This is a genomic window from Paraburkholderia sediminicola (genome assembly GCF_902859805.1).
Classification (GTDB): Bacteria; Pseudomonadota; Gammaproteobacteria; order Burkholderiales; family Burkholderiaceae; genus Paraburkholderia; species Paraburkholderia sediminicola.
Window position 1 is genome coordinate 543636 of sequence record NZ_CADIKC010000002.1, and the last position, 20057, is coordinate 563692.

Here is a 20057-nt window from a genome sequence, read left to right on the forward strand (position 1 = left end):
GCACCGAGTCCAGTTGCCCAAGTACCTAGAGGTCAGCGACGTATGTTCAGTGCCTCAGTGCGACGAAACATACATCGCATCGTCGAACGCTGCCGGAATAGCGAAGCTCTCGCGCATACGCTTCGTCTCCGCCGCTGGCGTCAAGCCAAACAGCCGCTTGAACTCTCTGCTGAACTGGGACGCACTCGTGTAACCCACTGCATGGCTCGCGGCCTCCGCAGTCAAATCCTCACGGACCATCAACAGACGAGCCTGATGCAAACGCGTTGACTTCACGTACTGCATCGGCGAAACGTGTGTGACTGCCTTGAAATGGCTGTGGAAACTCGGCAGGCTCATTCCCGCTTCCGCTGCCAACTGCGTCACGTCCAGCGGCTGCGCGTAGCCGGCATGGATGAGGCGTAGCGATCTGCCTATCCGGCCGAACTGCCCTTTCATCGCCAACGCCTCGCGCATCGAGCTTCCCTGCTTTCCGGTGAGCACACGGAAATAAATTTCGCGCAGCAGGCCGGGACCCAATACAGTGGCTTCGAGCGGCCGATGCATCGCCTCGAGGAAGCGCAACACTGACGCCTGCATCGCGTCATCCATCGGCGTCGACATCATGCTTTGAGGCGCCTGCACGTATTCCGTTGCGCCTTCACGATCGATCTGCACGGCCAGTTCAGCGGCCAATGTGAAATCGAGGTGAAGGTACAGCGCGAGCAGCGGGCGCTCTGGAGTTGCTTCGGTTTCCATGCTGAACGGAACCGGCACGGACACGGCCAGGTAGTGACGCTCGTCGTACAGATAGAGCTGGTCGCCGAAATGACCTCGCTTGCGGCCCTGACAAACGATCACGATGCCGGGGTCGTAGAGAACCGGCGTGCGTGACAGAGGCCGGTTTGAACGCAAGATCCGGACGCTCGGCAGCGCCGTGAGGTTGTAGCCCTCCTCCGGCGCCAACGCGCGGAGCAATGCAATCATGCGTTTCTGAGTTCCAGAGGAAAGATCCGGATTGTGCGTGGAAGTCCGCTTCGTACTCATAGCTTTAGGCAAGAAAAATAGCGGAATATGGCTTAGCCAGCCTCGCCACTCAGACTAGTATGCATTCTCCAGACACCATTTGGGAGAAGCTTCAATGGCATCCAGCAAAATTCTGCTCATCACGGGCGTCAGCAGCGGCTTCGGCCGTGCACTCGCAGAAGAGGCGTTAGCGGCGGGACACAAAGTCGTCGGTACGGTGAGAAGCGCGCAGGCAAAGGGTGATTTCGAGTCGCTGTCCGCGAACGCTGCTTTTGGACGGGTGCTTGACGTGACCGATTTCGATGCCATCGACGGCATCGTGGCGGAAATTGAGGCGGCCGTCGGACCCGTGGATGTTCTGGTCAACAACGCCGGCTACGGGCACGAAGGCGTCATGGAAGAATCGCCTTTGTCCGAGATGCGCCGACAGTTCGATGTGAATGTGTTTGGCGCTGTCGCCATGATGAAAGCCGTGCTGCCCTTCATGCGCGAGCGCAGACGTGGCCACATTCTGAATATCACGTCGATGGGCGGCCATATCACCATGCCCGGAATCACCTACTACTGCGGGAGCAAATTCGCGCTGGAGGGCATCTCCGAGGCGCTTGGCAAAGAGGTCAAGTCTTTCGGCATCGCCGTAACAGCCGTCGCGCCAGGCTCGTTCCGCACCGACTGGGCGGGTCGCTCGATGATGCGAACGCCCCGTTCGATTGCGGATTACGACCCGATCTTCGAACCCATCCGGAAAGCGCGTGAGGAGAAGAGCGGTAAGCAATTGGGAGATCCCCAAAAGGCGGCACACGCGATGCTCGCAGCAATCGCCGCGGACCACCCTCCCGCGCATCTTCTGCTCGGTAGCGATGCACTCGGACTCGTGAGGGACAAGTTGTCCGCGCTGGGAAATGAGATCCGTGACTGGGAGTCGGTCACGGTCTCAACTGATGGCTGAAGACAGCAGGCGCTGGGAGGACGTGAGCGCCTGCAACTGCACGCTGAGGCGCCGCGCTCAGCGCTCGAGCAGATCCTGAGGCTCGATGCCCGCCTCGCTGCAGTAGCGCTGATAGTCGTCCAGGCGATCGGCGGCTGTGATGCGGAGTTTGACCTCGCCATTGTGGCCGAGATACTCGACAGTGCCCATCACCACCACCATCACGACCAGTGCTTTGTCACCGACCGCCTCCCACCAGTCGACGTTGCCGGTAGACTCATGCACGTAGTCGCCGGGTTCGACAATTTCGCCGGTACAGAGGCGACGCTGCCCTTCAAGGTTGAAAGCGTGCACTTCGCCGGTATGACGGTGCAGGCCAAGCTTGGTACCTGGATCCAGACGCATCAGTTCCACCCAGCCGCGACCATCTTTCAGGAAGCGCAGCGGCCGCGACCACTTACCCGGACCTTCGGGTATCCACAATCCGTCTGCGGACAAGGGGCTGGCACGGGTGACCGTATGTCGTTCATTGATCATGCGATGGCTCCGAATTGATTGTGATGTCGTTGTTCGGTTAGCTACGCACCGAGGTGCGTAGAAAAGTCTATCACCCGTGACAGGCAGGCATCGTTGCGAATCCCCGTAGTCCGAAGATTGAGCAAGAACTCATTACCTGAGCGTCTTTTCGGAAACGCCGCAGGACCAGCGGCAAACTGACATCTACATTCCCCTCGTGTGACGGGGTGATCTGCGGCAGCGACCTTGCAGTCGCTGGACCGTCGGGCAGAAGTTGGCGACAATGCCACATTCATAGACTTCTACTGCCTCCGGTAACGGGCGCGACCGGCTATGCTTATCGACTCTGTCTGGCGCATGGCGCTTCGCCTCGGATTCCCGCTCGCTCGCGCCTGGTGGCATATTCGGCGACCTCGCCATGAGGGCGCGCTAGTCGCAATTTACGTCGGGCAGGCGTTGCTGCTTGTGAAGTCATCGTACCGGGCCGAGTGGAATTTTCCCGGCGGCAGTGTCCATCCCGGTGAAACGCCTGATGCCGCGGCGCAGCGCGAGATGGAAGAGGAGATCGGTCTGCCGTCATACACACTACTCCCCGCAGGCAGTGTCTATGGCACCTGGGACGGGCGACGAGACCGCGTGCATTTCTTTGAACTGCACCTCGATTGCATACCCGAGTTGCGGCTTGATAATCGTGAGATTGTCGCCACGCATCTGGCATCGCCAGAGGAATTGCAAAGCATCGCGCTGACAGGGGCGGTCACTGCGTATCTCCGCAAAGATTTCTGCAGTTAGTTGGCACTGCTCCTTTCGGGACGTCTCGGCTCGAAAACTCTGCGCACACCGTGTTTGACCAACACACTCTTACGCTCATGTCTTTGCCAAGCCCGACACTGCATACCCCTCGCCTGCTATTGCGCCTGCATCGTGGGTGGCGAAGTATCGGATTCCTGCGTGTACGGGCTTCTCAGGCGGGAATGGAAGCCGTTGCAGTCAGGATCGGCGACAGGCCGAAACGGCCTCCCCTGCCCCCATCCGCACGCGTCACCACCGACGAGGTAGCCAACGCAGTCGGCGCCTTGCTATCCGGGTGGACAGGTCATCGGCTTAACGTGCAAGCTTTGGCAGGGATAGGATTCAGGTAGCTGCGGATTCTGCGCTGCACTCAAATTTGAGCCGTCGCTACTCACTGTGCAGCCGGCAAGCATCACGACCAAGCCTGATACCACGGCGACGTTACGCCACACGGCAAATTGCATATGTACTCGCCACAAAGCGAATGGGTTGCGGTAGGGGAAAGCGTCGCAAACACTGTTAGACGTGGAGTTGGAACGCCAATCAACACAGTGTTGACGCGCAGATCAGGCGTTGCCGGTCGTCAAGGTCCGGTCACCGAAAGATAAGCCGCAACCGCTTCGATCTGTGCGTCGTTCAGCGTGGCCGCGACGGCTGTCATCGTTCCCGGCGCCGGCGTTTTCCCCTTCGCGCGCGCCTGAAATTCGTGTAGCCGGGCAACGACAAATGCCGCCGGTTCGCCTGCAATGCTCGGAAAGCGCGCGCCGTTGCCTTTGCCGCCGGCCGCGTGGCAGCTGAAACAGGCGGGAATGTCGGATCCCGTACCCGTCTCGGCGAGCTGCTTTCCGGCCAACACCAGGCTTTGTTGCGGTGGCGCACCTTCGGCAAGCGGCGGGTCTTGCTTCGAGAAAAAAGTTGCGAGCTCGCGTATCTCGCTATCGGAAAGAGTGAGTGCAACTGTCTGCATGACAGCGCTTCTGCGCGTACCCGCCTTGAACATTGACAATGCGTGTGCGAGATAATCCGGATCTTTGCCAGCGAGCCGCGGCCCACCGGTTACAGTGCCGGCGCCCAATGCGCCGTGGCACGCGACACAGGTCGCGATGAACGGAGATTCCGCCCCATCAGCAGTGTCCTGCACATTCGCTGCGGATTGTGCATGACAGGTACTTGCGAAACCGACGAGCGCCGCAACCGAAAGCGGACGCAAGCCGGCGCGCAACATGTTGACAGAACGTGGACCGATCATCGTAATTTTCCCGCTATCCGTTGAACAAGCGTCCCGTGAACGACGCGATGGGACGATTCTGCCGGGATGATTCTGACCGGCGAGCGTCAAGCGGATTACGGATCTGTTATCCAGGGCGATGACCGGCCTGTCTGCAAGTGTCGCCTTACTTCTGCTCGCCGGTCGCTTCGAGGATCAGATTTGCCACTTCAGTCGGATGCGACAGCAGCGACACGTGGCTCGACTTAAGCTCGATCGTATGCGCGTGCATCCGGTTTGCCATGAAGCGCTCCAGATCGGGGTTGATGGTCCGATCTTCAGTCGACACCGCATACCAGGTCGGCTTGTCGTGCCACGCAGCGACGGTCGTCTTCGCCATCGTGATCGCCTTGCCAATCGGCTGCTGAACCGCGTAGTACGTTTCTGCTTCAGCCGTCGGCAGGTCACCGGCGAAGTCTTTCACAAACGCCTGCTCGGAGAGCTTGCCGTAGCCGTCAGCCGACCACTGAAGCCCCGCCGATGCGGGTGCGGCTGGAAATTTCTTCGTCAGTGCCGGATAGTCCTCGCCGGCATCCGGCGCACGCGCGGCAATGTACACGAGACCGGCGACCTTCGGGTCATCGCCAGCCTGACTGATCACCATCCCGCCGTACGAGTGCGCGACTAGCAGCGTCGGGCCATCCTGTTGCGCAAGTGCGCGCTTGACCGCATCCACGTCCGCGTCGAGCGAGGTCGTCGGATTTTGCACCGCCGTCACGTGCAGGCCCTTAGCCTGCAGCAGCGGAATCACCTTCCCCCAGCTTGAACCGTCTGCAAACAACCCGTGAACCAGCACGACATTCTTGATCGGCGCGGACGGAACGGCGGCGCTGTCCTGTGCGAATGACGTCGTTGCGCTCAGCAGCGTGGCGCAGGCGAAACCGGCGAGGACAAACGAATTCAACTTCATGAGACTTCTCCGAGACATGTGAAGGATGAGATTCACGAATTTCGCTCAGCCGCAATGACGAGTCGAAAGACGGACCATACCCAGCCAATCATCCGGTCGATGCTTACGACTGCAAGCGGTCGCTGGATTCTGGTGTATGAAGGTGCAAACACAGTCCCGGAGCAAACATTCCATTCGCTGCAAATTTTTTTTATGGGTCGACATCTGCAAGCAGTCATGGCATTTAAAAAGCACGAGCGGCTGATGCGGCGGCCGTCCAATCGCGGTGTAGTATCCCGGCATGCCTACGTTATTGCGCGGCCTCGACGGTGCGCAGAGTTAACGTATCGATGACGAGGATGGCAAGCTGGTCGAAAGGCCTGACAATTGGTCCAACCGTACCTATGGCGACGTCGGCCGTGACAGCGGCATTGATCGGAAATACATCATGTCAACCGAGTGGAAGCGCCGCATCAGGCTGTTCATCCAGCGTTTCTGGCAGCCGACCAGCGCGTGCATGACCTGCATGCCGGGGAGCTGGGGCAATATCATGAGCCTGCCTCACTGGACGATTGCATTCCATACGGGTCTACTCACTGGACTCCTTGCCGTATTTTTGACCTTCACGCCCGCGGCGAAACTCTACTCGCATCGATACGGCAATGCGTTGATCGTCGGACTCCTGACGATGTTAGGCGATGCCTACTCGCACACAGGTCACTACCGCATCCCCTACGTCGAGCACATCGTGACGGGTGTTATCTCAGGTCTATTGACGCTGGCTGCGTCCTATCTCTTCGAAGACCGCGCGCGACGCCTTCGGGCCGCATGGGCTCGGGTTTTCGGATGACCTATCCGTTGACTTTCTGGAAGTACTAGCGCCGACGAAGTAGTTCCGTCAACTCAACACGATGCGCTCAAGGGTTGTCACTGCATCTACCACGCCGTTTTCCGTGCGCATTGTCTCGCCCAGCACTCGGGCGCGGTTTCGCACCAGGGCGTCGGCGGCGAAGTCGAGGGCGCTGGCGAATGCCTTGGCCTTAGGCGCTCGCCCATCCACGGCGGCCTGCGCAACACCGGCCAAACGCAACTGTGCGGCCCAGAAGAACTGGTCGCCGGCGAACGGCGTCACGATGGAGGGCACGCCCGCGCGCGCAGCAGAGTGCGACGTACCGGAGCCGCCGTGATGGATAACCGCGGCTGTTCGCGGGAACAGCCAGTCGTGCGGCGTATCGTCGATGACGAGGAAGTTGTCCGGAAGGACCTTCGGATCGATGCCGCTCCAGCCCGGATAGAACAGTGCGCGTCGGCCGGCCATCGCATCAATCAGGGCATCCAGCAGCCGCGCGTTGTCGAAGCCGGTCATGCTCCCGAAACCGATATAAATTGGGGCGTCTCCTGCAGCGAGGAAGTTCGCCAGCGCCGGCGGCGGCGTCCAGGCGGGGCTTGACGTCAGCCACTGTCCACAGAGGCGTGCGTTGGCCGGCCAGTCGGCAGGTGTGGGCAACAGGTTGGGCGAGATCCCGTAAAGCATCGGGTGATCCGTCCATACCGTCTTGCGCGGCGGCAGTTCGAAGATCGCACGGGCCGCATTGGTCTTGTCGCGGAAAGCTTTCCACAGCATGGCGTTCACGAAACTGTGGCTCGCCCGATTGAGCGGGCGCGGCACCCACCTGGGCGGTAGAAACGGCGACGGGAATGCAGCGGTCGGCGTAATCGGGATCATGCCAGCGCCGATGCCCTTGGCGCCCAGATACTCGGCCGCGGAAAGGCCGGCAAACGCGGCCAACCCCGCTACCAGGATCGCATCGCAGCCTTCCCCTTCCTCGATGATGGTCCGCATCCAGGATTCGGCATTCTCGTTGGCGATCTTGGCAAGCGCGCGTGCGGTGTCGTTGAAACCACCGCCTTTGGCGACTGCACCCGCCAGGGCGTGGTCCGGGCTGAGCGTGCCGCGAATATCGCCGGCTAACGCCGCGGCCGGCACGCCGAGCGCATGGGCGCTGCCGAGCGTAGCCGCATCGGCGAGCAGACGCGCCTCGTGTCCGGCATCCATCAAGCCACGACAGAGCGCAGCGAAAGGGCGCGCATCGCCCTCAGTGCCATACGTGGCGACGATGAACTTCATGAGATCTTTTTCCTGGGTTTGGGGGATGCCTTAGGAGACAAAGGCACTAAGGCGAGGCATCAGCCTTTTTTGTCTTCCCGCGCCGCTATCGCTTGTAATTGTCTATCACGGCACGTATCGCCGGGTCATTCATGTTTGCGCGTGTCACCGTCACCACGTCGACAAATATCTTTGGACCCGGTGGATGGCCTCGCAAAGCAGCGACCAGCGTTTCGATTGCCTGATAACCCATACGGTAGGAATCCTGTACAACGTCAGCGTATATCACGCCGTGTTCAAGCGCATATATAAATTCCGGGCGCCAATCGAACACGACCAGACGAGGACGAATACTGACCGGCATCTCTTCGACGACGTGCAAGGCCCCATACGCCGCCGTCTCGTTCGGAGCGAAGACGGCGTCGAGACGTCCTACGTCACCTGATAGGGCCTTGCGCACCTGTGCTTCAGTTTCGCGAAACTGATACCCGACATAGGGGGCGATGACCACACGCCACTCCATTTCACGTGCGACGGCTAAAAACCCCTCTTCGCGCGCGGTCGTCGAACTGATATTCGGCGCGAGTCTCAGCACTGCAATTCTGGCGCCCTTGTGCAAAACGGGTACCAGACTCAGAGCCGCCGTTCTGCCTGCCGCGAAATTGTCGGTGCTTACCGTGGAAATCGCGTTGTAATCCGTGCTGCTGCGGTCGACGAGTACCGTAGGAACTGCCATCGAAACCGGCGTCGCGACACCTTGCAATGACTCGGGCGCCAACACGATACCCGCTACGCCGCTCTTCACCAGGTAGTCGATCATTCTCAACTGGATATTGGGTTGCGGGCCGAGTGACATGCCGTCGAAAGGACTGCGCATTACCAGTTCGACATGGAGATCGTCAGCGGCACGGTGCATGCCCTTGCTCATCGTCACCCAGAAATCCAGAGCCGAGCCAGCGAGCACCACACCGATCTGGGTGGCAGGCGCCGCCTGCGCCGCCCCCGCCAATACAGTAATCAATAGAAGAAGTGAAAGCGTTCTACGCATTGAGTGTTGCCGTACTACCGAATATGGGTTTTGCTGCGTGCGCAGCGCGACCCCAAAGGGACGCAACTGATCTGGCCTGTGCCATCGTGGAATTACCCGGCCGACTTGTCCCAGGCATTGGGAAATTAATTGCACCAGACGGCTGTGTCAATGCATTTTGGATATCTGCGTAGACACCGCCGTGCGAGCTCGTTGCCTTGAATACAACCGACGCTGGCCTCGTAGCAGCCTCCATTCGCTGTTTCTGGTTAATCGTGCAACTTTTGCGATGCGACCGAACAGACGGACACACCGCGCCGGATTTCTCTAGAGTTGAATGTCGGCAGTCAATCCTGACTGACGATGCTGCGCTGACTTTCCAGCGTGCGTTCAACCTAAGGGAACCCAAATGAGAACGTCTCTTCAACAGAAAATTACGATCGATTTCGATCAGCACGCCAACTCGAGTCTGCACCCCAATAGTGCGCCTTTGACGCTCAAACACACCATTCGCCCAGAAGAGATCCGGGACAACCTGTCGGTGAGCCAAGGTGGCATTGGGTTTCTGTTTCACGCGACGGACTGGGATACGCTTTCATTTTCATTTCACAATGTAAAACGCAGAAATATCTCATTCGAAGAAGAGCTTTGGAACGCAAAGCCGTTTATCGCATCGCCTATCTATTCGGGATCTCAGGTCATAGGGGCCAATATTGCGTGTCCGGTGCCCCTCGAGTTATGGCTTGGGAGCCCGCGCGGTATCAAGCGATTTCGGGAGACGCAATTTTTTCCGGCTCTGGAACTGGCAAGGCAGGCGGGATTGAGCATGGTGGCAATGGGCGCTTCCACGCCTTATGCCTGCAACTACGGCGCACTCCCCCGGCATACGAAGCCGCCCCACATCACTACGGGTCATGCCGCGACGGCAGCGATGCTGAAAGACTGGGCCGTCCACTGCTGCAATGAACTTGATCTCGAATTCGGCAAGACGAAGCTCGCTCTATTCGGCGCCGCTGGGAGGCTCGGCGTCACGGTGGCTAAATACCTGCTTTACAAAGATGCACCGAAAGAGCTTGTTCTGATCGATTTACCGGACAAGGTGAACCTGCTCAAGGAGCAAGCCAAAGAACTGCTAGCAACCGATCTGCTGGGACGAACCCGGATTTCGGTGCACACATTCAGTCCGGACACGCCGCTGCCGCAGTTCGATGGCGCAATCCTCGTCAGCAGTACCAGCGTTCCCTACCTCACGTCTTCCGACCTCAAACGGGCGCAGTTCTGGATCGACGATTCTCATCCCCGGGCGGCGAGCGTCGAGGCTGAACTCGCGTCGCGAGCCCACACGCTATATATTGAGTGTTTCGCACGTGGCCCTGCCGGACTGAACACCGTGTTTCCGTTCAGACTGCCGACCACCCGCGATTGCTATACCTGTTTCGCCGAGGGCTACGCAGCCTGGCAGGAAGGCATCGCTTCCGATTTCATCATCGGCAGCCCTCCTGTGTGGTCCGTTTCATATACTCACGGTCTTCTGAAGAAGTACGGGTTTTCGGTCGGACCTTTTCACGGCAAAGACGGTTCGACGATCGTCCAGAGTACCCAGCGTCGTGGCAAACATGAGCTGATAGGGTCGTGAACGTCATTGGAGGCCAGATGGTGATGCCGCGCGAGAGCATGCGGGACTTGCTGGAACGAAGCCGGCTTGCAATTCGATGGGGAGGCATACTTGGCCTCCTGTGCCACCCCATTTACTACGTCGTCTGGACCTATGTCCTGCCGCAGCCGTACGACAACCTCTTCCTCCGGTTAAGTGCGGCTGTCATCTGCATTCCCTTGATCTTTCAGGCGCGTTGGCCCCGGCGCTTTAACAACTACCTGCTGATCTACTGGCATTGCTGCCTGATCTACGTATTGCCATTTGTTTGTACATTCCTCGCGATCAGAAATTCATTCTCCACCATGTGGATGATGACTGAGGTCATGATGCTTTTCATCATGGCGCTGTGTATCGACAACCCGCTTTTGCTGATGGCCTGCATCGGCATAGGCATTCTTTCCGGCTCGCTGGCTGCGGTGGTCAGCTCACCGGCTCCGATCGTTCTAAGTGCGGCCAACCAGTCGGACCTTGCCGTACTGCCCGTCGTTGTCTTGTGTAGCATGGCTTTCAGTTATGCGATCAGCAAAGGACGCATCTTTGTCGAAAGAAACCGGGCATTGCAGGCCCTCGCGGGCTCGATCGCCCATGAAATGCGTAATCCCCTCAGCCAGCTGAAGCACGTTCTGGATCGCGTGGAAGATGCGCTGCCTGCGAGGACCGGATCCCCTGCGTCGCCAGCGTTGTCGCAGGATGGGGCAGCGTTGCTCTATCGTCATCTCGCCCACGGACAACTGTCGATTGAGCGAGGCCTGCGCATCATCGCGATGACACTGGACGAAGTCAGCGCAAAACCTATCCGCTCCGACTACCTGACCTATCTGAGCGCGGCGAGTACCACACGCAAGGCGCTGGACGAATACGGTTTCAGCGATCAGAAGGAGCGCAGCAAAGTCAGACTCGTGGTGCTGGAGGATTTCACCTTCAAGGTCGACGAGACCGTTTATCTGTTCACACTGTTCAATCTGATCAAGAATGCGCTCCATCACATTGCCGCGCATCCTCAGGCGACGCTCACACTCACGGTCGAGCGGCAAACGGTGATCGTGCATGACACAGGCCCCGGTATTGCGCCTGAAATCCTGCCGCATCTGTTCGAGCCTTTCCGCACTGCGGGCAATTCGGCGGGTACCGGGCTCGGGCTCGCCTACTGCCAGCGCGCGATGCACGCCTTCGGCGGCACCATCGGCTGCCGGTCGGAAGTCGGGAAATTTACACAGTTCACGCTGCAATTTCCTGTGGTCTCTGAAAGCGAAGTCGCGAGCCATGAGCAGAAGATTCTAGACCACGCCACGCCGTTTTTTAGGGGGAAAAACATTCTTGTCGTAGACGACGATGCCGGTCAGCGGGCGAGAACCCGTCGTGCGTTGTCGAAGGTAGGTGCGGACGTGAGCGAAACCGCAGACGGCGAGACCGCGCTGAGCATGCTTCGACAGGCAACGCCGTGGGACCTGGTACTGATGGACATCAACATGCCAGTTCTGGACGGCTATACCACCACCGAGAAAATCCGCGCCGGCCGTCAGGAACCTAACTGGAATGTCCTGATAGTCGCTTATACGGCAGAGCCAAGCAATGTGGCGCGCGTCCTCGCACGGCAAGCGGGCATGGACGGGCTCATCAGCAAATCGTGCGGCGTGGTGGAACTGGTTGGCACCTTGCAGACGATCTTCGAAAACGGCAAGCAGCATCATTCGAAACAGAGTTTCGATGGGTTCGCCGGCAAAACGATCCTGGTGGCGGACGACGACACCTACAGCGGGCTGGTTGCCAAAAGTTACCTGGAGCGATGCGGCGCGAACGTCGTCGAGGCCGAACATGGCCTGGCTGTGCTGGCGAGGCTGCAGGAAGACGACACTATCGATGCCATCGTAATGGACCTGAACATGCCGGGAATGGGCGGCGTTGAAACCACCGCCTTGATACGGGCCCGTACCGATGCGTATGCCCAGGTACCGATCATTGCCTTGACCAGCCAATCCGATATGGAAGCCGTACAGGCCTGTCTCGCTGCAGGGATGAACGAGGTCATGATAAAGCCCGTGCAGGTCGGCTCCCTGTATGCCTCTCTTGCACGGCAATTTGCCCAGCAACGAACCTTGCATGCGCCGGCGAAGGCAGATTTATCTCAAGCATTGGCAAGCGTAACCGGCAAGCCCGCGACAGTCATGGAAGGCGATCTGCTCGACAAGAAACACCTCGAAGAGCTTATGGCGCTTGATTTGCTGGATCAGTCGTTCCTCATGGGCATTGAACAGATTCGCGTGCTTACGGCGCAACTTACTACCTGTGTGACGGCTCGTGACGTTCAATCGGCGCATGGAGCCTTACACCTTCTGCTTGGCGTCAGCGGCAATATCGGAGCAAAGGCGCTGCACCAATTCGCGAGGCAGATTTACCCGCGAATGGTAGAGGGCGAATGGCCTTCGGAGGCCGACTGGCTTGCACGGATTTGCGTGTTGGGTGACCGTTCAGCTACCGCGCTGGAAATGTATTTCGACTCGGCCAAAGCGCGCCGCGATCATCGGGATGTCTTGAGCGACGGGTAGCCGTCAGGCGGCTACCCGATGTCAGTGATGAGCATTCAACTTCTCAAACAGGGAAACCCCATCGTCACGGTAGTGCCCGCACCCAGCGTGGATTCGATCCGGAGGCACCCACCAAAGGATTTCATGATGCGGTTGCAAAAAATCATGCCCATGCCATGCCCGCCGGATCCTGCGTAAGTCGTGACGGGGTCCAGCAACAGACGCGCTTTTATCTCCGGTGCAATCCCCGGACCGTTGTCGCGAATACGGATCTCAGGTTCCGGAGTGTCCACTACTTCGAGGCGCAACGAAGGCGCGGGTGTACCGTCGAGCGCACGCAACGCGTTGGATAACAGCGAAGAGATGACGAGCGCCACGCAATTGGGCATGGCGTGCACGATAAAATCCCCTTGCACGTCGACCTGTACCCAGTCACGCTGCGACCCGGCAAACGGATAGGTATCGAGCAAGGTCGCGATCAATCGCGTCGCCCGGACCTCCTGGGTTCCAGTGCCCGATGCGGACTGCTGGCCTCCGTTTTTGTGCACCGCCGCCCAGAAGGACGAGATCAGCGTCAGGCAATACTGCGCATTATTAAGCATGGACGTTGCCGCCTGCCCGATCGCCAGTTGACGCTCTGGATCGTATTGCTCAGCAACGTCGCTCTCGACGGTGCGCGCAAAAAGCGAGATCGTTGCTAATGGCGTATTCAGTTCGTGAGCAAGGAAAGCAAGCGTCTCATCCATCGCCAAAAGACGCTGTTGGCGCGTTTCCCGCTCGGTGTAGCGCGCGGTTGCCAGTTGCAGCACCTCGCGCACCGTTTCGACCCGAAGCGGTTTTTCGAGGATACGGAATACGTCACCGGTATTGACCGTCTGCAACAGCATGTCTTTATCTGCATAGGCGGTCACAAGTATCCGCACGATTTGCGGATACTCCTGCGCGACCTGGCGCAGCAGATCATCTCCGTGTCGCCCCGGCATGCGGAAATCGGTCACCAGTACGGCGATCTCCGCCCCGTATTCACTCAGCATAGCCATCGCCTCATCTACACCTTGAGCGACGTGCACACAATATTCTTTATGGATCGCGCGTGCGAAGTGATTGCGTGACATCTCGTCGTCGTCGACGAAGAGAACGGAAAAAGGCGGCTGCATAGTGTCACTCATCGCGTTCCCAGCAAGTCGAATTTGAACATGGCGTAGTTCGCGGGGAATAAAAGCGTAGATCCACCCTGAAAGGGTAAAGCCAGTGGCTAGCTTGGCGCGGTGGTCAGCTACCGCAGTAGCGGCCGGTGACTATCGTAAGCGATTTTTCGAATTGAGCATGACACGTAAGGCATATGACAGAACTGAACTGGCCCGATCGGCAAATATCGCCGATCGGGTCGACGGTGGTGGAATTTTCCGATTCAAACTCAAATTGGGGACCAGGACCCATTAGGGGTAACCCCAAAAATCGAAATTCATCCTTGCGGACAATGCGCTTAATTATTAGCGACCGCTTTCCTAAAATTGGTATTAGCTGCTATCAGTTCGATCCCATTCGCATCGAAATTCCAATCCAATCAAGGAGACACGAGTCATGAACAAGGCAACCAGCACATTAATCGCGGCCGGCGCCGCACTCACGCTGTCAGGCGGCGCTTATGCACAGAGCAACAACACGCTGGCGACCCCAAGCGTAGTGTCACCGGCCGCCGTGTCGCCGGCCAATGCAACGAGCGGCTACGGCACGCCTGGCGCCACCAATTCGGACAGCGGCACGAGCGCCGGGTCGCCGAACCCGGGCGTGCAAAATAGCACGAGCAATAGCTCGACGTCCCTCACCAATCTTCCCGGGAGTCACAACACGCTGGCAACCCCGAGCGTAGTGTCGCCGGCCGCCGGGCAATAACAGTCGTTAAAGAGGACGCCTCATACGGGGAGCATCGCAAGCGGCTCGGAAAACGCCCTTCGCTGCTCCCCGTTGCTCACTTGCCGCCAGTAACATCGAGGAACGTGCCGGTGATAAAGGAAGCCTCGGCGCTTGCCAGCCATAGGATCGCCCGCGCAACTTCTTCCGGTTGACCGCCTCTTCCCATGGGGATCGAATCTTTGACGCGATCCACCCGTCCCGGCTCTCCGCCGCTAGCATGCATCTCCGTGTAGATGTGCCCAGGGCGAATGCAGTTGACGCGTATCCCATCCCGCGCGACTTCCTTGGCGAAGCCGATAGTGAATGTCTCAAGCGCACCCTTCGACGCAGCGTAGTCCACATATTCGTTTGGACTGCCGAGCCTGGCCGATGCCGATGAGATGTTGATCACGGCGCCGCCCCGCCCGCTGTGACGATACGACATCCGCTTTGCCGCCTGCTGCGCACAGAGGATAGGGCCTATCGAGTTGACCGCGAAGATACGCTGCATCCGCTCGAATTCGAGATCTTCCAGGCGGGACTGCTGCGCAATGATCGCGGCGTTGTTCACCAGCACATCGATCCGGCCGAACTTACGGTCGATCGCGGCGAATAGCTGAGCGACCTGCTCTGGGTCTGCGCTATCTGCGTGCATAGCTAAAGCCCGGCGCCCGAGAGCTTCCACATCAGCCGCCACCGCAAGCGCGGCAGACTCGTTGGAGACGAAGCTGATGGCTACATCGTAACCTTGTGCGGCGGCAAGCCGTGCAGTCGCCGCGCCTACGCCACGACCTCCACCCGTTATCAGGATTAGCGGCGCCTGCTGAACAACATTCATTTAGTGATCCTCCACGTGATGGTGCCGGTACCAAGCGTGCAAACGTTCGGCATCAATCGGCCCGGGCGTTGATATCAAGAACCGCAGCGGCGAACACTTCAAGTGCCTCCTGCGGAAGATTGTGACCGGCATTCGGCACAACGCGGTTCTCAAGGCGTCCCGTGAGGCGCGTTGAGTCTGCCTGTCTTCCCCCGTGCAATGTCAAAGCCCCAAGCAAACCGCCCCACCCGCGACGATCACGCACGCGAGCCAGCGTTTTCCACTGACCGTTTCCCGCAGAAACCCACGCCCGATCAGCACCGCAAACACCACGCTGGTCTCGCGCAAAGCCGATACCGTTCCCATCGCGCCCGACTGCAGCGCCCATATCACGATGCTGTACGCCGCGATCGAAACGAGGCCGCCGGCGAGCGATGAGCCTATTGCCATTGGCGCCGCCGTTACCGGCGTCCACAGCGCCGCGAGCCCACGTGTCACGACGAATAGCACAGGCATCAGCCAATAGAACAGGAACATCCATGCGGTGTAGGCGAGCGCCTGGCCACCGGATAAGCGCACGCCGATGCCGTCGATCACGGTATAGACGGCGATCGTCACACCGGTCGTCAGCGCGGCCAGCAAACCCTTACGCGACACGTGCCGCCCCTCCAGCGCAATTGCGACGATACCGCCCGATATCATCACGATCCCGAGCACGTGCAACGGGCCAATCGCCTCATGCGCGAAGAGCGCCGCGCCGAGCGTGACAAGCAGCGGCGACGAGCCGCGCGCAATCGGATACGCCTGCGCCAGATCGTTGCGGCGGTACGACCGCACGAGCGTCACGTTGTAGACGATATGCACGAGCCCCGATGCGACGATGTACGGCCAGGCCGCGTCGGATGGCAACGGTGTGAACAGAATCACGACCGTAGAGACCGCCGCAATGGCGATGCTCATCCATGTCATGGACAGGAACCGGTCGCCGTTGCCGTGCAGCATCGCGTTCCAGCTCGCGTGAAGCAGAGCGGCGAGGAGAACAAAGCCGCCGGTATAACTGAGCATTCGAGTTCGGGAAAGAGAAGGTATTACGAAGAATATCTATCTTGTGGCCAGCCATCAAACCAGATAAATTGGTCATTCGCGTTAGATAAACTATCCCAAATGAAGCGGACGTTGCCTCCTCTCAACGCATTGCGTGCCTTCGAGGCCGCAGGCCGGCTCGGCAGCTTCAAGGAAGCCGCTGCGGAATTGCACGTCACTCACGGTGCGGTGAGCCAGCACGTGCGGCTGCTCGAGGAGTGGCTCGGCGCATCGTTATTCGAACGACACAATCGGCGCGTGGTGCTGACTCCGGCGGCTGTGGCCTACCTGGCGGAAGTCGGTCCTTTGTTCGAGCAGCTCTCGCAGGCAACCGCCCGGTATGGTTTGCTCGAAACGGTCTCGCGAACACTGTCCGTGAACGCGCCTGCGACCTTCACGTTGCGCTGGCTGGTGCCGAGACTGGCGAAATTTCGCGCCGGGCATCCCGACGTGGACGTCAAGGTGGAGACTTCGAACGAGTCAGTGGAGAGTCTGAAGGAGACCTACGACGTCGTCATCCGGGGTGGTCCGGACACGTTTTATGGCTACACCATGCGGCTTTTCCTGTCCGAGGAGCGACTCCCGGTCTGTAGCCCGGCACTCTTGCAGCGACTGCCGCTTCGAACGCCGGACGATCTGCGCCAGCATACCTTGCTGCACACATCGAGCCTGCCGCGACTCTGGCCGGACTGGCTGGCGAAAGCACAGATTTCCGCACTCCGGCCGGCCGCTACCCTCACCTTCGATCACTTCTATCTGACGTTGCAGGCTGCCATCGACGGCATAGGCATTGCGATGGGACCGACTGCGCTGGTATCAAACGACCTTGCTGCTGGCCGGCTTGTCGCGCCGTTCGCCAGCCCTCGCCTACCCTCGCGGAGCTATTGCACTTACGTGCCGGATGGGAGGTCCGCAGATGACGTGATCGTGCTGTTCCGCTCATGGCTCGAGCACGAGGGGATGCGTTCTCGCACGGAGACGGCCCCGTAGAAGTGGGCCCACTGAGCGCTATCGGAGCGAGGAGCACGTGCGAACGGGGTTTAACGTCGTCTGCGCCGCCGCCAGAAACGGCGGCGCAGGTCCTTCAACTGAAGCTACTGCGCTGTCGGCGCGCCAACTCCATCGATGTCTGGTGCCCAACCCGAAGGGTTCGAGAAGATCAGCGCGTTCGCGTTGCCTGACTTGAATGTGCCCGTTACAGCGAGAGTCGAGACGGTGCTCCACCCACCGCTCGGCGGAAACGACACAGTGACAGGCGTTGCTCCGTTAAAGCTGATGTCCGCGGAGCGAGGCGCCGAGTCGCCGTTCGCATAACCCACCAACACGGTGTAGGTGCCATCCGCGGGGACACTAATATCGTTGATCGTCAACGTCCCGCCGTTGCCAATGTAGCCGACGTCCGAGCCGCCCGAACAACCGCTGCATGTCGAAATACGCGCGCCACCGGCGAGTACGCTGGTCGACGCTTCTGCCTCATAGGCGGCCTTGAACGGCGGTAGCGTCACCGGACCGGCGACGACAGTGACTGTGCCGATCTCGGGAGCAGGCGCGGTGCTGTCCGCGCTCGATAACGTCAGCGAGTTCGCCCCGCCGGCTTGCAGCGGCACGTAGACCGTGACCGTGCCAATGCGCCCTCCACCACCGGTCGGCGGAAATGCCACGGTGGTCGCCTGGCCGCCATTTGTCGAAAGTTGCGCGGTCAGCGTTTCGCGAGAGCGGTTCGCATAGGCAATCGCAACGTAGCCGCCGGTGCCGGTCGATGCGATGTTGCCAAAGGTTACAGTGCCAAGCCCCCGAACAATCCTGCCGCCGTCGCAGTCCGAGCAGTGCGTATACGATGCACCACCGCCAAGCGAGGTCGGCTGGTAGGTCGCCGCGGCGACGTCCTGTCCGCTTACCAGGAGCATCACGGCGCCGCCCGCCGGCACCGTGGGGGCCGTATACGAGGTGACAAACGAGCCGAGTTGCTTGCCGGCCCACAGATCACCTACGCTCGCACGCGCGTTCGGCACCAGGCCGAGTTGCTGCCACGTGACCGTCATCGGCGCGTCCGTCGTGCCGTTGTTGAAGAGCACGACAGCACGCTGTCCCTGGCCGGCGAGAAGCTTCGCCCACACCTGCTGTGCACCGGACTGTGCGACCTTTACACCTTGTGTGCCAAGCGGATCCTGGTCGACCGCGATGACGCCGGTGTTGGTCATCAACTGCGTGGCATCCGCAGTCAACGGCTTCGACAGGTCGTTACCGAGAATCAGCGGTGCGCCGGCGATCGCCCACAGGCTCATGTGCGCCTGATCGTGAACCGCCGTCATGCCCATGCCGACCACCATCATGTCGGGGTCGTTGTAGAAGCCGGTGTGCTGGCCCTCAGGGTGGTAGTTGCCAAGAAAGTTGCCGGTCACGCTGCCGAAATTCGGCGCGCCGCTGTTCGGCCCATAGATGTCGCCTGTCGTTCTCCACATCCTGCCAACCCCGGCGGCCCACGCCCACGGTCCCTCGTTGAAGTCGGGGTAGGTGCTGTTACTGGCGATGGTTCCCCAATCGCAGATGCTGAGCGTCACGCGGTGACCGGTCTGCACGTACGCCTTGTCGATCGCATCGGCGATGGCCGTATAGGCTTGCTGCGGATCATAGCCGGCTGCGCTGCCCCCGCAGAAGTCGACCTTCACGAAATCGAAGCCCCACTGCGCGAATTGCAGGAAGTCGTGATCGTAATGCGCGAAATCGCTACCGACGAAATGCGTGCCGTTGGTTCGCGTGCCACAACCCTGCGGACCGGCGTCGATGTAGATGCCCGCTTTCAGTCCCTTGCTGTGGATATACTGCGCGATGGCCTGCATGCCGCCCGGCCATTGAGTGTTGTCGACGACGAAGTTGCCGTTGGCGTCCCGCGTCCCTGAAGTCCACCAGCCTTCATCGGTGTTCACATACTCGTACTGCGCGCCGGATTTTATCTGCGCATTCAGTGCGGAAAGGCCATCGGCTTCGGCCTTGATCGTGTTGTAATTCACGTTCTCCGCAAGGCTGTTCCATGACGACCATCCCATTGGCGGCGGCACCACGGCGATTTGACGCGAGAGGCGGCGACTTTGCTGCGCCGCGGATTCGCTTTGCGCGGCAGAGACCGCTGCGGCCTGTTGACTCTTCAGCGAGACGGCGGCGCCACCACCGTCCGACGCATCGCCGCCACAACCCGACAAACCCATCGACACACTCACGGTTAATGCGGTTAACAGCGAAATGACACAACGTCTGTACACGAGCAGGTTCATGTCTGTCTCCTGGTTGAACGCTTGACTCTTGCGGCAGGGCTGTTTTGGGAGTGACTATATTCAGGTCTGCTCGAGAACTCCAAAAATTTTTTTGTCATCCCAGCACGTGGGAATGTTTAGGGATACAGAAATTTATGCGTAAAAGATAAAATCGGATGAGCGTTATAAATGAGAATGCGGACTGCTCAAGCGTTTGTAATTTCAAGCCTAAACCGCGTTGTTTCTGCAGTGCAGAAAAAGTAACGAGTTCGACCTGACCATAGCAATCGAGAAGCG

At 59.5% G+C, this 20057-nt stretch carries 17 protein-coding genes; 7 read left to right on the forward strand and 10 right to left on the reverse strand.

All coding sequences use genetic code 11. The features are described 5' to 3' along the window. Positions 1-54 precede the first annotated feature (54 nt). Entirely contained in the window at positions 55-1026 is a 972-nt protein-coding gene (locus R8871_RS11000) for an AraC family transcriptional regulator (protein ID WP_175050462.1), read from the reverse strand. Between the two features lie 94 nt (positions 1027-1120). Here R8871_RS11000 and R8871_RS11005 point away from each other — a divergent pair, with 94 nt between their 5' ends. Further along, the gene (locus tag R8871_RS11005; RefSeq protein ID WP_175050463.1) at positions 1121-1954 is read left to right on the forward strand and encodes an oxidoreductase; all 834 of its coding nucleotides are present in this window, start codon (positions 1121-1123) and stop codon (positions 1952-1954) included. 57 nt (positions 1955-2011) lie between these two features. Here the strand turns inward: R8871_RS11005 and R8871_RS11010 are convergent, their stop codons facing one another. Next, positions 2012-2470: a cupin domain-containing protein gene (locus tag R8871_RS11010; RefSeq protein WP_175050464.1), complete on the reverse strand. Its 459-nt coding sequence runs from the start codon at positions 2468-2470 to the stop codon at positions 2012-2014. Between the two features lie 312 nt (positions 2471-2782). On the opposite strand from R8871_RS11010, the gene R8871_RS11015 reads away from it, so the two are divergent. Continuing rightward, a complete protein-coding gene (locus R8871_RS11015) occupies positions 2783-3241 on the forward strand; it encodes an NUDIX domain-containing protein (protein WP_175050465.1) in 459 nt (152 codons plus the stop codon). Positions 3242-3824: 583 nt separating this feature from the next. Here R8871_RS11015 and R8871_RS11020 read toward each other — a convergent pair. After that, positions 3825-4490: a c-type cytochrome gene (locus R8871_RS11020; RefSeq protein ID WP_175050466.1), complete on the reverse strand. Its 666-nt coding sequence runs from the start codon at positions 4488-4490 to the stop codon at positions 3825-3827. A 145-nt stretch (positions 4491-4635) separates the two neighbouring features. Then, complete coding sequence (locus tag R8871_RS11025) at positions 4636-5418, reverse strand: alpha/beta hydrolase (protein ID WP_175050467.1); 783 nt, start codon at positions 5416-5418, stop codon at positions 4636-4638. Positions 5419-5845: 427 nt separating this feature from the next. Between R8871_RS11025 and R8871_RS11030 the strand changes: the two genes are divergently transcribed. After that, the gene (locus R8871_RS11030) at positions 5846-6247 is read left to right on the forward strand and encodes a hypothetical protein (RefSeq protein ID WP_175050468.1); all 402 of its coding nucleotides are present in this window, start codon (positions 5846-5848) and stop codon (positions 6245-6247) included. 48 nt (positions 6248-6295) lie between these two features. Here R8871_RS11030 and R8871_RS11035 read toward each other — a convergent pair whose 3' ends face one another. Together R8871_RS11035 and R8871_RS11040 are read right to left on the reverse strand one after the other, a co-directional pair. Continuing rightward, positions 6296-7525: a glycosyltransferase gene (locus R8871_RS11035; RefSeq protein ID WP_175050469.1), complete on the reverse strand. Its 1230-nt coding sequence runs from the start codon at positions 7523-7525 to the stop codon at positions 6296-6298. Positions 7526-7610: 85 nt separating this feature from the next. Further along, a complete protein-coding gene (locus tag R8871_RS11040) occupies positions 7611-8552 on the reverse strand; it encodes a substrate-binding domain-containing protein (protein WP_175050470.1) in 942 nt (313 codons plus the stop codon). Between the two features lie 388 nt (positions 8553-8940). Here R8871_RS11040 and R8871_RS11045 point away from each other — a divergent pair, with 388 nt between their 5' ends. Next, positions 8941-10167 (forward strand): hypothetical protein, encoded by a 1227-nt coding sequence (locus tag R8871_RS11045; protein WP_175050471.1) that lies wholly within the window; start codon positions 8941-8943, stop codon positions 10165-10167. 17 nt (positions 10168-10184) lie between these two features. Continuing rightward, entirely contained in the window at positions 10185-12734 is a 2550-nt protein-coding gene (locus tag R8871_RS11050) for an ATP-binding response regulator (protein WP_175050716.1), read from the forward strand. 35 nt (positions 12735-12769) lie between these two features. Here the strand turns inward: R8871_RS11050 and R8871_RS11055 are convergent, their stop codons facing one another. Then, the gene (locus R8871_RS11055; RefSeq protein ID WP_175050472.1) at positions 12770-13882 is read right to left on the reverse strand and encodes a hybrid sensor histidine kinase/response regulator; all 1113 of its coding nucleotides are present in this window, start codon (positions 13880-13882) and stop codon (positions 12770-12772) included. 415 nt (positions 13883-14297) lie between these two features. Here R8871_RS11055 and R8871_RS11060 point away from each other — a divergent pair, with 415 nt between their 5' ends. Further along, positions 14298-14609: a hypothetical protein gene (locus R8871_RS11060; protein ID WP_175050473.1), complete on the forward strand. Its 312-nt coding sequence runs from the start codon at positions 14298-14300 to the stop codon at positions 14607-14609. A 76-nt stretch (positions 14610-14685) separates the two neighbouring features. Here R8871_RS11060 and R8871_RS11065 read toward each other — a convergent pair whose 3' ends face one another. Both R8871_RS11065 and R8871_RS11070 read right to left on the reverse strand, forming a co-directional pair. Further along, a complete protein-coding gene (locus R8871_RS11065; RefSeq protein ID WP_175050474.1) occupies positions 14686-15447 on the reverse strand; it encodes an SDR family oxidoreductase in 762 nt (253 codons plus the stop codon). 201 nt (positions 15448-15648) lie between these two features. Next, a complete protein-coding gene (locus tag R8871_RS11070) occupies positions 15649-16491 on the reverse strand; it encodes an EamA family transporter (RefSeq protein WP_175050475.1) in 843 nt (280 codons plus the stop codon). Between the two features lie 99 nt (positions 16492-16590). On the opposite strand from R8871_RS11070, the gene gcvA reads away from it, so the two are divergent. Beyond that, complete coding sequence (gene gcvA / locus R8871_RS11075) at positions 16591-17499, forward strand: transcriptional regulator GcvA (RefSeq protein ID WP_175050476.1); 909 nt, start codon at positions 16591-16593, stop codon at positions 17497-17499. Positions 17500-17603: 104 nt separating this feature from the next. Here gcvA and R8871_RS11080 read toward each other — a convergent pair whose 3' ends face one another. Further along, positions 17604-19781 carry a carbohydrate-binding protein gene (locus R8871_RS11080; RefSeq protein WP_246287525.1) on the reverse strand — a complete coding sequence of 726 codons (2178 nt, stop codon included), beginning with the start codon at positions 19779-19781 and terminating at the stop codon, positions 17604-17606. Positions 19782-20057: the final 276 nt, after the last annotated feature.

Excerpts from the sequence above, each read along its gene's own strand:
- R8871_RS11000 (WP_175050462.1), bottom strand. The coding sequence starts at position 1,026 with ATGAGTACGAAGCGGACTTCCACGCACAATCCGGATCTTTCCTCTGGA.
- R8871_RS11005 (WP_175050463.1), top strand. The coding sequence starts at position 1,121 with ATGGCATCCAGCAAAATTCTGCTCATCACGGGCGTCAGCAGCGGCTTC.
- R8871_RS11010 (WP_175050464.1), bottom strand. The coding sequence starts at position 2,470 with ATGATCAATGAACGACATACGGTCACCCGTGCCAGCCCCTTGTCCGCA.
- R8871_RS11015 (WP_175050465.1), top strand. The coding sequence starts at position 2,783 with ATGCTTATCGACTCTGTCTGGCGCATGGCGCTTCGCCTCGGATTCCCG.
- R8871_RS11020 (WP_175050466.1), bottom strand. The coding sequence starts at position 4,490 with ATGATCGGTCCACGTTCTGTCAACATGTTGCGCGCCGGCTTGCGTCCG.
- R8871_RS11025 (WP_175050467.1), bottom strand. The coding sequence starts at position 5,418 with ATGAAGTTGAATTCGTTTGTCCTCGCCGGTTTCGCCTGCGCCACGCTG.
- R8871_RS11030 (WP_175050468.1), top strand. The coding sequence starts at position 5,846 with ATGTCAACCGAGTGGAAGCGCCGCATCAGGCTGTTCATCCAGCGTTTC.
- R8871_RS11035 (WP_175050469.1), bottom strand. The coding sequence starts at position 7,525 with ATGAAGTTCATCGTCGCCACGTATGGCACTGAGGGCGATGCGCGCCCT.
- R8871_RS11040 (WP_175050470.1), bottom strand. The coding sequence starts at position 8,552 with ATGCGTAGAACGCTTTCACTTCTTCTATTGATTACTGTATTGGCGGGG.
- R8871_RS11045 (WP_175050471.1), top strand. The coding sequence starts at position 8,941 with ATGAGAACGTCTCTTCAACAGAAAATTACGATCGATTTCGATCAGCAC.
- R8871_RS11050 (WP_175050716.1), top strand. The coding sequence starts at position 10,185 with ATGGTGATGCCGCGCGAGAGCATGCGGGACTTGCTGGAACGAAGCCGG.
- R8871_RS11055 (WP_175050472.1), bottom strand. The coding sequence starts at position 13,882 with ATGAGTGACACTATGCAGCCGCCTTTTTCCGTTCTCTTCGTCGACGAC.
- R8871_RS11060 (WP_175050473.1), top strand. The coding sequence starts at position 14,298 with ATGAACAAGGCAACCAGCACATTAATCGCGGCCGGCGCCGCACTCACG.
- R8871_RS11065 (WP_175050474.1), bottom strand. The coding sequence starts at position 15,447 with ATGAATGTTGTTCAGCAGGCGCCGCTAATCCTGATAACGGGTGGAGGT.
- R8871_RS11070 (WP_175050475.1), bottom strand. The coding sequence starts at position 16,491 with ATGCTCAGTTATACCGGCGGCTTTGTTCTCCTCGCCGCTCTGCTTCAC.
- gcvA (WP_175050476.1), top strand. The coding sequence starts at position 16,591 with ATGAAGCGGACGTTGCCTCCTCTCAACGCATTGCGTGCCTTCGAGGCC.
- R8871_RS11080 (WP_246287525.1), bottom strand. The coding sequence starts at position 19,781 with ATGAACCTGCTCGTGTACAGACGTTGTGTCATTTCGCTGTTAACCGCA.